This is a genomic window from Planococcus sp. SE5232 (assembly GCF_050686535.1).
GTDB lineage: Bacteria > Bacillota > Bacilli > Bacillales_A > Planococcaceae > Planococcus.
The window spans coordinates 358,726-370,738 of the sequence record NZ_JBOGCP010000003.1 but is presented as its reverse complement, the minus strand read 5'-3'; the positions used below and the strand labels follow the sequence as shown (position 1 = coordinate 370,738).

At 50.0% G+C, this 12,013-nt stretch carries 13 protein-coding genes; 6 read left to right on the top strand and 7 right to left on the bottom strand.

What is annotated here, in order from left to right:
* Positions 1 to 9 precede the first annotated feature (9 nt).
* From ACRC6Q_RS12995 to ACRC6Q_RS12985, 3 genes are all read right to left on the bottom strand, one after another.
* Positions 10 to 717 carry a response regulator gene (locus tag ACRC6Q_RS12995; RefSeq protein WP_223635100.1) on the bottom strand — a complete coding sequence of 236 codons (708 nt, stop codon included), beginning with the start codon at positions 715 to 717 and terminating at the stop codon, positions 10 to 12.
* Positions 714 to 2,363 (bottom strand): ATP-binding protein, encoded by a 1,650-nt coding sequence (locus ACRC6Q_RS12990; protein ID WP_431466752.1) that lies wholly within the window; start codon positions 2,361 to 2,363, stop codon positions 714 to 716. The genes ACRC6Q_RS12995 and ACRC6Q_RS12990 overlap by 4 nt, the downstream gene beginning before the upstream one ends.
* A 332-nt stretch (positions 2,364 to 2,695) precedes the next feature.
* Positions 2,696 to 3,304, bottom strand: a complete 609-nt coding sequence (locus ACRC6Q_RS12985; protein ID WP_431466751.1) for a YdhK family protein — start codon at positions 3,302 to 3,304, stop codon at positions 2,696 to 2,698.
* A gap of 134 nt (positions 3,305 to 3,438) precedes the next feature.
* On the opposite strand from ACRC6Q_RS12985, the gene ACRC6Q_RS12980 reads away from it, so the two are divergent.
* From ACRC6Q_RS12980 to ACRC6Q_RS12970, 3 genes are read left to right on the top strand one after another with little or no spacing between them, the layout of a single operon-like run.
* Positions 3,439 to 4,425, top strand: a complete 987-nt coding sequence (locus tag ACRC6Q_RS12980; protein ID WP_431466750.1) for a F510_1955 family glycosylhydrolase — start codon at positions 3,439 to 3,441, stop codon at positions 4,423 to 4,425.
* A gap of 34 nt (positions 4,426 to 4,459) precedes the next feature.
* Entirely contained in the window at positions 4,460 to 5,848 is a 1,389-nt protein-coding gene (locus ACRC6Q_RS12975; RefSeq protein ID WP_431466749.1) for an ATP-binding protein, read from the top strand.
* Complete coding sequence (locus ACRC6Q_RS12970; RefSeq protein WP_431466801.1) at positions 5,841 to 6,509, top strand: response regulator transcription factor; 669 nt, start codon at positions 5,841 to 5,843, stop codon at positions 6,507 to 6,509. Before ACRC6Q_RS12975 ends, ACRC6Q_RS12970 begins: the two co-directional genes overlap by 8 nt.
* A gap of 143 nt (positions 6,510 to 6,652) precedes the next feature.
* Here the strand turns inward: ACRC6Q_RS12970 and ACRC6Q_RS12965 are convergent, their stop codons facing one another.
* The 4 genes from ACRC6Q_RS12965 to ACRC6Q_RS12950 form a co-directional block, all read right to left on the bottom strand.
* Positions 6,653 to 8,131: a phytoene desaturase family protein gene (locus tag ACRC6Q_RS12965; RefSeq protein ID WP_431466748.1), complete on the bottom strand. Its 1,479-nt coding sequence runs from the start codon at positions 8,129 to 8,131 to the stop codon at positions 6,653 to 6,655.
* Between the two features lie 286 nt (positions 8,132 to 8,417).
* On the bottom strand, positions 8,418 to 8,744 hold the full coding sequence (locus ACRC6Q_RS12960) for a four-helix bundle copper-binding protein (protein ID WP_431466747.1): 327 nt from the start codon (positions 8,742 to 8,744) through the stop codon (positions 8,418 to 8,420).
* A gap of 101 nt (positions 8,745 to 8,845) precedes the next feature.
* The gene (locus ACRC6Q_RS12955; protein ID WP_431466746.1) at positions 8,846 to 9,100 is read right to left on the bottom strand and encodes an SHOCT domain-containing protein; all 255 of its coding nucleotides are present in this window, start codon (positions 9,098 to 9,100) and stop codon (positions 8,846 to 8,848) included.
* A gap of 29 nt (positions 9,101 to 9,129) precedes the next feature.
* Positions 9,130 to 9,387, bottom strand: coding sequence for an SHOCT domain-containing protein (locus ACRC6Q_RS12950; RefSeq protein WP_431466745.1), 258 nt, complete (start codon positions 9,385 to 9,387; stop codon positions 9,130 to 9,132).
* 168 nt (positions 9,388 to 9,555) lie between these two features.
* Between ACRC6Q_RS12950 and ACRC6Q_RS12945 the strand changes: the two genes are divergently transcribed.
* From ACRC6Q_RS12945 to ACRC6Q_RS12935, 3 genes are all read left to right on the top strand, one after another.
* Positions 9,556 to 10,095, top strand: a complete 540-nt coding sequence (locus ACRC6Q_RS12945; protein WP_223635121.1) for a GNAT family N-acetyltransferase — start codon at positions 9,556 to 9,558, stop codon at positions 10,093 to 10,095.
* A gap of 138 nt (positions 10,096 to 10,233) precedes the next feature.
* Positions 10,234 to 10,959 carry an ABC transporter ATP-binding protein gene (locus ACRC6Q_RS12940; protein ID WP_431466744.1) on the top strand — a complete coding sequence of 242 codons (726 nt, stop codon included), beginning with the start codon at positions 10,234 to 10,236 and terminating at the stop codon, positions 10,957 to 10,959.
* Positions 10,956 to 11,978 carry an ABC transporter permease gene (locus ACRC6Q_RS12935; RefSeq protein ID WP_431466743.1) on the top strand — a complete coding sequence of 341 codons (1,023 nt, stop codon included), beginning with the start codon at positions 10,956 to 10,958 and terminating at the stop codon, positions 11,976 to 11,978. Before ACRC6Q_RS12940 ends, ACRC6Q_RS12935 begins: the two co-directional genes overlap by 4 nt.
* Positions 11,979 to 12,013 lie beyond the last annotated feature (35 nt).

Sequence of the window (12,013 nt, the reverse complement as noted above, 5' to 3'; positions counted from 1 at the left end):
TGGTTTTGATCATTTTGTCCACGGAATGTAGCGCCGTTCGGGACGGCCGATCTCTCCGTAATTCAATTGTGCTTTGGCTTCGCCGATGGATACGAGATGTTCCAGATAGCGCCGGGCAGTGGAGCGGCTGACGCCGACCGCTTTTCCTGTTTCCATGGCGTTGATGCCTGCTGGAGTTGAAGATTGCAAAATTTCCATAACACCGACCAAAGTCAGCTGATCGATGCCTTTAGGCAGTTCGCCATCAACTGTTTCCGAAAGAATGGCAATGGGCTCGATGCCGATCAGCCTGTCGATGTCCGTTTGTTCCAGCTCCTGGCGGGAAGCGAGAAATGCTTTTTGTTCGCTGTACCGCAGAAGGGATTGTTCGAGGCGGGAAAAATCCACCGGTTTGATGAGGTAATCAAAGATGCCGCAGCGCAATGCTTCTTCAATTGTTCCCGCTTCCTTCGCAGCCGACAGCATGATCACGTCGATCGGGTGGAAGTTGCTGCGGATTTCCCGAAGCATTTCAAGACCCCTACGGTCAGGAATAAAAACATCCAGCAAAATCAGATCCGGCAATTCCTGGCTGTTGGTGAGGAAGTCCATCGCTTCATCGCCTGTCTTCGCGACGCCGGCCACTTGGTAGCCCGTGACCTGTTCCACCAGTTGCCGGTTGATCTCGGCTACCCGAAAATCATCTTCAATTATCAAAACATGGAGCTCCTGTTTCATAAGTTATTCTCCTTTTTCGGTAATGAAACGACAAAGCAGGCTCCGCCGAGTTCACTTTCTTCTGTATGCAGTTCGCCGCCGGCAAGGGCGATCAGGTGTCTGGTGGTACTCAAGCCATAGCCGCGGTCCCTGCCCGGTTTCGATGAAAAACCTTTATCAAATAAAATCGGCGCTTGTCCGTTTGGAATTCCCGGGCCTGAATCGTCGATTTCAAGCAAAATATCATCTCCGACATCCGTGAAGTACAACGCAATCTGCTTTTTGTCAGGCGCACAGTCTTTCACAGCGTCCAGCGCATTGTCGATCAAGTTGCCAATCGCCGTCAGTAAAGCGCGGCTTTGCGGCTCCGATAAAGTGGTCTTCAGCCGGCTATCGGGATCAATCACCAGTTGGACCTGTTGCTCGCTTGCTTGATTGAGCTTGCCGATCAAAATGCCGCTGATCAGCGGATCGGCCACTTTGTCGATGACCTGCTGAATCCATTCCTGCTGAATATCATGCTCCAGTCGAATAAAATCAAGCACTTCCTGTTTTTTATTCAAATGGACCAGCCCTGAAATGGTATAAAGTTTATTGGAAAACTCATGCGTCTGGGCACGCAATGCATTGGCATACTGCTTTACATGCGACAGCTCCTTCGTCAGCCTGTCGATTTCGGTTTTATTGCGGAAAGTGGAAACGGCGCCAACCAGCGTATCCTCATAATAAATCGGACCTGAATTTACATAGACCGCATAGCTGCCATAGACCTCTTCCTGATCAAAGTGACTCGTACGGATTTTCAGAATATCCGGCAAATCAGAAGTGGGGAGGACTTCCCGGATCGGTCGGCCAATGAGTTTGTCTACATCCTGGCCGTTGCCGAAGAGCAATTGCTGTGCCATCTGATTGAGCAGGGTGATTCTCCCAGTATCGTCGACTGCGATAATGCCTTCATGGGTCGACTGCAGGATGGTCTCTTTCTGAAACAGCAGGCGGGAAATTTCCTCAGGCTCGAGTCCATGCAACTTCCGCTTGATATAGGTGGCAATTGCGATAGCCATGACAATTGCGGCAGCGCCGATGATCACCAGCATAAACCATAATTCATGGTTATAACCGCCGATCAGCGTTTGGATATCATTTGCAAGAAAGCCGACCGAGACCACACCGATAATGTCATTTCCTGAGTAAACCGGTACCTTGGCGCGCAGCGAATTGCCGAGAGAACCGGTAGCCTTGGAAACGTAGGAATCGCCGTAGAGCAATGCGCGTTCATTGTCTTCACCGACCATTCTCTTGCCGATCTGCTCGGGATTGGGGTGGGAATAGCGGATTTCATCCGTATTGCCGATGACGATAAACTCGGCATTGGTGGACTGCTGGATCGGGGAAACAAGCGGCTGGATAATTGCCGCCGGATCTGCTGTTTCAAAGGCGAGTGCAATATCGGGATTGAGGGCCACACTCTCTGCCACACTCAACGCCTGCTCACCAAGCTGCGTTTCCAAGGCATCGGTGATGAAATAATCAAGAAAAATACCGATGACCAGGACAATCGCCAAAATCAGAAAGCCGATCAAACCGATCATCATCATCTTCAGGTTCACTGCTTTAGTTGGCTGAAAGGGCCGCTTCTGGATATCGGCTTTGTGAAATTGGATCATGGTGCAGAGCTCCTTCAAGCGTATGTGCTTTTTTGTAATAATACCATAGGTGAGAGAACGGGGATTGAGGCTTCCTGCGGAGATATCGCTCTTTTAAAGGACTAAGCTTGTTCAGCATGGTTGATGGGAGTGGAATCGTCTCTTACGACTGCAAATTCGGCCGAGCGCCCATAAAATCTCCTGAACGCCCATAAATTTCGCTGACCGCCCATAAATCCATCGGAACGCCCACAAACCGGATGAAGACACGAAAAACACAGCTATGCTTAGGAAATCTGTTCATCCAAAGACAAAAAAACATCCCCCGCGCAAAAACGCAGAAGATGTCTCATTTATTGTGCAGATAATTCACTTTCGGTCACCCATTTGTGGTTGGTGACGGCTTCATCAGTATCGGTCGTTGTAAAGTCGACCATGTAGACAGTGGTTTCTTCGGCAGAATCGATGATGGCAGTGGCGCCCTCCATGCCTTCCATATGGTCTGTGGCAATGACGGCCTCATCACCGGCTGAAAGGGGCGTATCGCCAGCATCCTCCAACTCTTCGTGGATGACCCATTTATGGTTTTCGACCGGCTCGCCGCCGGTAGTCGGTGTAAAGCTCAAGGCGTAAACGGTCGTGTCGTAGGCACCGGCGATAGTCGCTTCAGCCCCATCCATGCCGGGCATATGATTTGCACTCATGATTGCCTGGCTGCCAACTTCAAATGTTGGATTTTCAGCTTCGGCCAGCCCTTCCGGCACTTCTCCATCGCTGGAATGTTCCATGCCTCCATGCCCCATATCTTCCTCATCCATATTTTCATCCATTTCTTCAGTCATCTCGACCTGATTGTCCGGATCGGCTGGGTTTACCGCGTCTTCTTCCGTATCTCCACATGCCGCTAACGTAATCGCGGTTAAAGTTGACATCGTCATCAACAAAAATTTATTCTTTGTCATTGAAATCCCTCTTTCTTCACTATAGTCTGTACACTGTACCCACATAGTGTGCAAATACTGTGCAGAATCTGCACAAAAAATCAAAACTTTTCTAGTACAATAAATTAAAATTGAATGACAGGAGGGCGATTTTAATGAACAGAAAATGGATATTGGCGCCTCTTATGACGGGTGTGCTGCTTGCAGGATGCACAGAGAAAGATGGGCCGGAGCCGCCAGAAGCAGAAACCGCTGTGGATAATGGAGCCGCTGAAACGAATGAAACAGATGGAACTGCCGAGACTTCAGAGGATTTTGAAGTCGCGTTCGATGGCCGCATGGACCATGTCCACGGTATGGGCTTTATCGAAAATGAGGAAGGGCTGTATTTTGCATCGCATCACGGCTTGAAGATTTACCGCGACGGGGAATGGCTGGAAACCAGTGAACATTTTCATGATTACATGGGCTTCAACGCAGTCGATGACGGCTTTTTCACATCCGGCCACCCAGGTCCTGGATCGATGATGCAGAATCCGATCGGCATACAGCGAAGCAAAGACGGCGGCCGCTCACTCGACCACATGGGTTTTGAAGGGGAAACCGATTTCCATGGCATGGCGGTCGGCTATCGCAGCCATCACCTCTTTGTCATGAATCCGCAGGAAAATTCACAGATGGGGCCGGGCTATTTCCGCAGTGAAGATGAAGGGAAAGAGTGGCAAGAGGTGGAAGGAGCAGGACTCGATGGCGAAGTTTCTTCTTTCGCGATGCATCCGGATGATTCACAATTGATTGCTGCGGCTACGACAGAAGGGATTTTTCTGTCTGAAGACGGCGGTGACAGTTTCACGCCAGTGACGGAAGAGGGAATTTACGGAACCGCTGTGTTCTTCGGGGAGAGCGCATTGTATTATGCAACATACGGTACACAAGCTGAGCTTATCACGTATACTTGGGAAAACGGCGAACAACAGGCACTCGAACTGCCCGATCTGCCGGAAGATGGCATCCTGTATATTGCACAAAATCCATCCAACACGGATGAAATCGCCATTTATACAGCGGCTGGCCATGCTTTCATTTCCGAAGACGGGGGAGGCAGTTGGAACCAAATCCTGAATGCCGGACAAGTAGAATAATGGTGAAAAATGTTTTGTAACGGCGGAGGTTCGTATGTTCAATAAATTATCCTTGAAAATTGGCTTATTGTTTTTTATCTTTATCTTAATCATTGAAGCGTTTTTGTTTGCAACGCTTTACTTCACCCTGGTCAATGAACGCGTCGACGAAGTGATGGAGAATTTATTGGCACGGGGTGAGACGCACAGTGATGTGCTGGAAGACAGTTTTGAGGATATGACGCTTGCCCATGTCGGCATGATGGAATCGGCTTCTGATTTTATTGTGGTGATTACAGACGAAGCAGGGGAGGTCGTAGTCAATTCGGATGCCTTGGAACCTGAAATGTTGGAAATTCTGGGGCATACTGATTTTGAAGACACGTCGATTGACGGAGAGATCATCGAAGAAGATTGGCAGGACAAGCGTTATATCGCGACAGACAGTCCGATTACGATTGATGGAGTGCACGCGGGACATGTCTTCATGTTTGCGCCGACCGACAATATCGAGCGCATCATCGGCCATCTGAAAAACCAATTTCTCCTCGTCGGCATCATTACGGTCATTTTGACCATCATCACGATTCTTTTGCTGTCTCGTCTGATCACCTTGCCGTTGATTCGCATGAAGGAAGCGACCGAGCAATTGAGCCAAGGCAATAACCAAGTGGATCTGACGACTGGCCGAAACGACGAACTGGGGGAGTTGGCGAATGCCATCACCAAATTATCGACGGATCTCGACCGGTTGAAAAATGCCCGCAATGAATTCCTATCCAGTATTTCGCATGAATTGCGGACGCCGCTTACCTATATCAAAGGTTATGCCGACATTCTGGATCGGCCGGACACCACTGAGCGGGAACGCGAGGAGTATATGGGCATCATCCGTGAAGAGGCGGCTCACTTAACGCTGCTGGTGGGGAATTTATTCGACTTGGCGAAGCTGGACCGCAATCAATTTACGATTGAACAAAAAGATGTTTCGATTGCAGAATTATTGACGTCGGTAGCGGTATTGGTCAAGCCCGCATTTGATGAGGAGAAAATTGAACTGTCCATCAGCTGCGGGGATGAAGTGCAGGCTTTTATCGATCCTGAGCGTATTCAGCAGGTGCTGCTGAACATTCTTGATAATGCCCGTAAGCATTCTTCAGCAGGCGATCGCGTGACGGTTGAATGCTGTCAGGAAGTGAACGGCATCGCCATCCGCATCAGCGATGAAGGGCAGGGGATTCCTGAGGAAGAGCTGCCTTTTGTCTTTGACCGGTTGTACCGTGTGGAAAAATCGAGATCGCGCGAACGGGGCGGTTCTGGACTCGGCCTGGCGATTGCTAAGGAAATCGTCGAATCGCATGGCGGACGGATTCGCATCGACAGCCAGTTCGGTAAAGGAACCGCTGTTACTATCCGATTGAAGAGGGGTGAAGACCATTCATAAAGTGCTGCTGGTGGACGATGAAAAACGGATGCTCGATCTGGTGGCGCTTTATTTGCGGCCGCATGATTATGCCTGTACAAAAGCTGATAGCGGCAAACAGGCACTGGATTTGTTGAATAATGAAGTGTTCGATCTGGTGCTGTTGGATATCATGATGCCGGATATGGATGGTTGGGAAGTGTGTCGGGAAATCCGTAAATCCTCCAATATACCGATCATCATGCTGACGGCCCGTGAGCAGCAGGAAGACATCGTCAAAGGCCTGCGTCTTGGAGCGGACGATTACATGACCAAACCTTTTGGCGAAGAGGAGCTGCTTGCGCGGATGGAAGCTTTGCTGCGCCGCAGCACTCCTGCAAAGCGCATCGAATTGGCTGGCTTGGTCTGGGAAGAAGACCGGTTCGAATTGAATTACCGTGGGAGGCCCATCCATCTGACACCAAAAGAATTTTCAATGCTCGGTCTCCTGATGAAAAATCCCAATAAAGTCTTCGAGCGCGACCGTCTGCTGGAATTGATCTGGGGCTTCGACTCGGAGACGGAAGGGCGCACGGTTGATTCGCATGTCCGCAACATCCGCGAGAAAATCCGGCAAGCCGGCTTTCCGGTCGACGAACATTTCCTGACGGTGTGGGGCATCGGCTACAAATGGGTCAATTAGGAAAAACGCTGCAGAAAAATTCTGCAGCGGTTTTTTGCCTGGCAAATTTCTTCTGCCAGGCTTTTTTTAGGTATTCAGAGTTAGGAATGCAGGCAATCCGTGAAGTTTTTGATGCGCTTGATCTGTCCTCCAAAAACCAAAACCTACACCAATCGTTTGCCCGACACCGACCGTGCCGCATGGATTCCGCTGGCAGCAGCCCCGATTGTTCCGCCGCCTGGGAAAATGTGGTCGCCGCAGACATAGAGGTTCGGCAAACCGGAATGATGCGAAATGGAATTGAACAAAGCGGCATCCAAGGTTTGAGGAAAGCCGCCAACAAAGCCGTTCGGACGGCCGGCGAAACGTTCCCACGCTTTGGGTGCGCCGCTTTCCATATGGACAATTGCTTCGCGAAATTCAGGGACAAGCGCTTGGATGGCCTGGAGCATGTGCTCCGTTAAAACCTCCCGCGTTTCTTCGTATTGTTCCTGGGTGTCCCATTCTTCAACACGGGAATGTGTCGAAATCGTCACGGTCTGGAAGCCTACAGGAGCACGCAGCTCATCACCAGGAACAGACGAAGACATGAAGAAATGTCCGCCTTCAGCAAGCCCGTCCCCTGTTGAAATCTGGCGGAAAGGAGGCAGCGGTTCGTTTAGCTTTCTCGAATCGACTGCAAGATACAGGGTGAGCGTCGTCCAGGTTTCCCCGGCAATGCCGTCACGCAAAGAAACCTTCAGCTTCGACACCAGTTCCGGTGCCAAAATCTTCGGCAGCTGCTGGATGGGGACGTTCAGGATGACATCCGTTGCTTCATACACATTGCCGCGATGATCGGTCGCCATCCATAGCTTGCCCCGCCGTTCCAGCTTTTCAAGCGTGCGCCGTTTTTTCAGCAGGCCGCCGTTTTCCTTCAGGCTGTCGCCCATCAATTCGGAAAAGCGGTACAAGCCGCCAGGGACGTAATAGGCGCCTTCGTGATAAATATCAAGCGCCACCGCCGCCAATAAATATGCCACATCTTCACTGCCGGTCTGCATGCTGTCGATCAAAAGGCCATCGAGCATGTGGCGGAATTCCTGCAAATCACCAAGTCCATGCTTTTTCAGCCGCTGGCCAAGGGTTTGATTGAAGAACGGCAGGAGCTTAGTGTGCTTGGGCCGCATGGATTTTGTGAGGAACGCCCATTCATGTGCCGTTGCGGGAGGCAGGGAAGGGAGCGGATCCATCAAGGTCCGGACAATGGCCGCGGTGTGGTGGATTTCCTTGTAGAACGCACGGATGGCGTCGCCATGCTGGGGGAAATGCGCTGCGATGCCGTCGACATGGCGTGTACGGTCTTTATGGAACACGAAGGTCGCTTCCGGATGGACCATTTCCATCACGCGCTCGAGGGGGGCGATGGCCATCGGTTTGCCGAGGTAACGGAAGACACGTTCATGGATCCCGCCAGCTTCAAGGCCCATTCCGAGCGTAGCACCAGCGGGAAATAAATACTTGTTGCGTTTGAATTTACCAGCGCAGCCTCCGAGTTCCGAAGAAGCTTCCAGCAGCGTCACCGGCCATCCTGCTTTTGCGAGCAATGAACCCGCGGTCAATCCACCGATGCCGGCGCCTATCACCAATACTGTTCGTGTCATCCGAATCCACTCCTTTGGTTGCTGAAAAAAATCTAAGTCTCAACTTTTTAGTTTTGTGGAAGGGCTTAATGGGCGGTTCTGCTTTTCTATGTGCCCAGCTCTTTGGGGCATAAGCCAACTCGACTATGCGGCTGAAAACACGCCGCTTCGCCGATCTGTCTTATGCTCGGCAGAGCTACATGGGCGCCTCTGCTTTTCTATCATTATGGAGAAAGAGTGTTAACTCTGCCAACACAAAAGCCCGGCTGCCGGGGATTTCCCAACAGCCGGGCTTTCGGTATGGAAATTATGCCACGTTGCGGCAAGCTTCTGCGCATTTCTTACAAGCTTCTGCACATTTCTGGCAGTGGTCATGGTCATGTTTGGCGCATTCGTCACCGCATGCATCGCATATGGCCGCACATGCCTGCGCCAATTCAGCTACAAACGGTGAGTTGCGTGTAATCGCATGTTCCAGATATGCACAAATATCTGCGCATTCACGGTCCAGACGAATACATTGTGCCATCATCTTCACGTCATCTTCCTGTAAGCACGCATCAAAACAGTGGTTGCACGCTGCTGCGCAATCGTGCAAGGTTTTAATCAGTTCTGCATGTTGTTCATGTGCCATCAGTAAAACCTCCAGTTTCAGATTTTGTTTTGTCCCTTTCTGGTTTCCCTTTAAATTGTCAATTAAACGAAAATTAAGAAACTCCGCAAAATCTGCACAAATCAGTTTTCTGGTGGTCCTTTTAAAGTGCTCAGCTGTTCTTCGTATTCTTCTTTACTGATTTCGCCATTGACGTAGCTTTGACGCAATGTTTCAGCCGCTTTATTCGTTTCGCTGGGCTCGGTTTGTGCTGACTTATTGCGTGCTTTGATCAATGTGAACCAAAGAGCGGTCCCAATCGCAATCAACAGCACGATAAATGTAACAGCAATCGTCACGCCAAGTGCCTGGTTTCCAGGGGTGAAAAATTCTCCCATTGCCTTCAACTTCCTTTCTTTACTGAACGTTATCTTTTTTTCGGCGGGGTCTCCAATTTTTTCATGCGCTTTTGAAACTCTTCTTCACTAATTTCGCCTCTGTCATACTGCTCTTTCAGCAGCTTTGATTGTTTGTTCTGAGGAGGCAAAATATCTCGGGGCATACCTTTACGGCTGGTGTAGACCACCAATCCAATAAACGCTATCACCAGAAAAACCAGGAACAACAGCATCCACAAGTATAATGGAATCCCCGGATCCAGAGAATTCACATCGATAGATTCCACGTTATCACGCTCCTCTTTGAAATAAAGTCACGCTTCGTTATAAGTTCATTTTACACGTTTACCCCAGTGAATATGAAAACAAATGAAGAATTGATAAAGGAAAAAATACGAATGGAAAATTCTGATAGTTATGCTACGATATATTTACATATAAAAGGAGGAATTCCTATGTTCGTACATAAAATTGACGAAGAGTTGTCGCTTAAGGTACAGGAAATGCGCGATGCCGAACGGATTTTTGAGCTGACTGATGCATCCCGTGACTATCTGAAAGAATGGCTGCCGTGGCTGGATTTCACTACTGAATTGAAAGACACCCAAGAATTCATCAAGTCCGGCAGCAGCAATTTTGTTGAAGGCAAGAGCCTGGGTGCCGTCATTCTCTATAAAGGTGAAATCGTTGGAATCGCTGGATTCAACAGTATCAACCAAGCCAACAAAACCGCTTATATCGGCTATTGGCTTGGCCATGAATACCAAGGAAAAGGCATCATGACCCGTGTCGCCAAAGCGCTGACCGATTATGCATTAACGGACCTTAAACTCAATAAAGTCGAAATCCGTGCAGCGGTCGGCAACCACAAAAGCCGCAGCATCCCCGAGCGGCTCGGCTACACAGAAGAAGGCACCATCCGCCAGGCCGAATGGCTGTACGACCGTTACGTCGACCATGTCGTCTATGGCATGCTGGCATCTGAATGGGGATGAGAAAAGCATAGGCAGCCGCTAAGCCCCGACACTCCCAATAAAAAAAGCAAAGCAGCAAACCCGCTGCTTTGCTTTTTTTGAAATGAGCGTAGAATACGAAGTAATAGCAAGCTTTTATTTCGACTGGAGGGAATGCACATGAACAGCAGCATCTCCATCAACAAGCTCAGCAAAGCTTATGGCAAAACGGAGATCCTCAATCAGGTGGATCTGCAAATTGCGGGCGGTGAGATTTTTGGGTTGATCGGACCGTCGGGATCGGGGAAAACCACGCTGGTGAAGATGATTGTCGGCATCGATTCACCGAGCAGCGGGACGGTTGAGGTTCTCGGCAAGCGGGTGCCCAATCTTTTGTTGCTGCAGGACCTCGGCTATATGGCGCAATCGGACGCGCTGTATCCGGAACTGACCGGCAAAGAGAATTTAAGTTTTTTCGCCTCACTCTATAAAATGAAAAAACCCCGTTTGAAAGAACGAATCGCCTATGCGGCGGATTTGGTCCAGTTGACCGATGAACTGGGCAAGAAGGTCTCTGCCTACTCAGGCGGTATGAAGCGGCGATTATCGCTGGCAATTGCGTTGGTCCATGATCCGAAAATCCTGATTCTCGATGAACCGACCGTCGGCATCGATCCGGAACTCCGGCTGTCGATCTGGAGTGAGTTGATGCTCTTAAAAAGAGAGCAGGGCAAGACCATCATCGTAACGACCCATGTCATGGACGAAGCGGAAAAATGCGACCGCATCGCCCTTGTGCGTGAAGGCGGAATTCTGGCTTCCGGCACACCGGCTGAATTGAAGAAGGTATACGGTGCAGCTGATTTGGAAGGTGTCTTTTTGCAGGCGGGGAGAGGTGCGCCATGAGAATTCCAGTTTTAATCAAACGGATCATGCTGCAACTGCTGCGTGACAAACGGACAATGGCGCTGCTGTTTTTCGCGCCGCTCATCGTTTTGACCTTAATGTACTTCTTTTTCAACGGTGACAATGAAAACCCGCAGCTCGGCGTTGTCGGAGGTAATAGTCAACTTGTGGCCGCTTTGGAAAATGCGTCGATCGATGTCATTTCCTACAACGAGGCTGACCAGCAAACCGTCATCACAGATGAACTCGACGGTTTACTGGAAGTGGATGAAGGGGGATTCCAAATCACGCTGGAAAATAATGACCCAAGCACATCGAGGGTTTTATTGATGCAGATCACGCAGGCAGCAGCCATGCAAAGCGGAACTGCGGCGCCTGCCAGCATCGATGCGGAATACATCTATGGAGATGCAGAAACCGAGTTCTTTGACGTTCTTGGTCCGATACTGGTCGGCTTTTTCGTCTTCTTTTTCGTGTTTTTGATTTCTGGAATCGGTTTGCTGAAAGAGCGGGTCTCCGGAACCTTGGAGCGGTTGCTGGCAACACCGATCCGACGCTGGGAAATCGTTTTGGCTTATCTGATCGGCTTTGGCATTTTCGCCATCATCCAAACCGTCATCGTCGTGTTCTACTCGATTCAGGTATTGGATATGGTCATGGTCGGACAGGTTTGGCACGTGATCGTTGTTAACCTCATGCTGGCTTTAGTGGCCTTGTCGCTTGGGATACTGCTGTCGACTTTCGCATCTTCAGAATTCCAGATGGTCCAGTTCATCCCGGTTGTCGTGGTCCCGCAAATCTTCTTCGCTGGCATCATTCCGCTCGAAGGTATGGCCGATTGGCTGCAGAACATCAGCCGCATCATGCCGCTGTACTACGCGGCCGATGCCCTGAAAGCCATCATGTACAGAGGGGAAGGGTTGGCGGATGTAACCGGCAACCTGCTGGCGCTCGCCACGTTTGCAGCGGCTTTCATCTTCCTGAACATCATCGCTTTGAAGCGTTACCGCAAGCTATGAAATAAAACAGGGCTGTTCGCTATAGCGGACAGCTT

What these genes read in the sequence shown, in the direction of transcription:
- ACRC6Q_RS12980 (WP_431466750.1), top strand. Translation starts at nt 3,439, where the DNA reads ATGAACAGAAAATGGATATTGGCGCCTCTTATGACGGGTGTGCTGCTT.
- ACRC6Q_RS12945 (WP_223635121.1), top strand. Translation starts at nt 9,556, where the DNA reads ATGTTCGTACATAAAATTGACGAAGAGTTGTCGCTTAAGGTACAGGAA.
- ACRC6Q_RS12965 (WP_431466748.1), bottom strand. Translation starts at nt 8,131, where the DNA reads ATGACACGAACAGTATTGGTGATAGGCGCCGGCATCGGTGGATTGACC.
- ACRC6Q_RS12990 (WP_431466752.1), bottom strand. Translation starts at nt 2,363, where the DNA reads ATGATCCAATTTCACAAAGCCGATATCCAGAAGCGGCCCTTTCAGCCA.
- ACRC6Q_RS12975 (WP_431466749.1), top strand. Translation starts at nt 4,460, where the DNA reads ATGTTCAATAAATTATCCTTGAAAATTGGCTTATTGTTTTTTATCTTT.
- ACRC6Q_RS12940 (WP_431466744.1), top strand. Translation starts at nt 10,234, where the DNA reads ATGAACAGCAGCATCTCCATCAACAAGCTCAGCAAAGCTTATGGCAAA.
- ACRC6Q_RS12955 (WP_431466746.1), bottom strand. Translation starts at nt 9,100, where the DNA reads ATGGGAGAATTTTTCACCCCTGGAAACCAGGCACTTGGCGTGACGATT.
- ACRC6Q_RS12935 (WP_431466743.1), top strand. Translation starts at nt 10,956, where the DNA reads ATGAGAATTCCAGTTTTAATCAAACGGATCATGCTGCAACTGCTGCGT.
- ACRC6Q_RS12985 (WP_431466751.1), bottom strand. Translation starts at nt 3,304, where the DNA reads ATGACAAAGAATAAATTTTTGTTGATGACGATGTCAACTTTAACCGCG.
- ACRC6Q_RS12995 (WP_223635100.1), bottom strand. Translation starts at nt 717, where the DNA reads ATGAAACAGGAGCTCCATGTTTTGATAATTGAAGATGATTTTCGGGTA.
- ACRC6Q_RS12960 (WP_431466747.1), bottom strand. Translation starts at nt 8,744, where the DNA reads ATGGCACATGAACAACATGCAGAACTGATTAAAACCTTGCACGATTGC.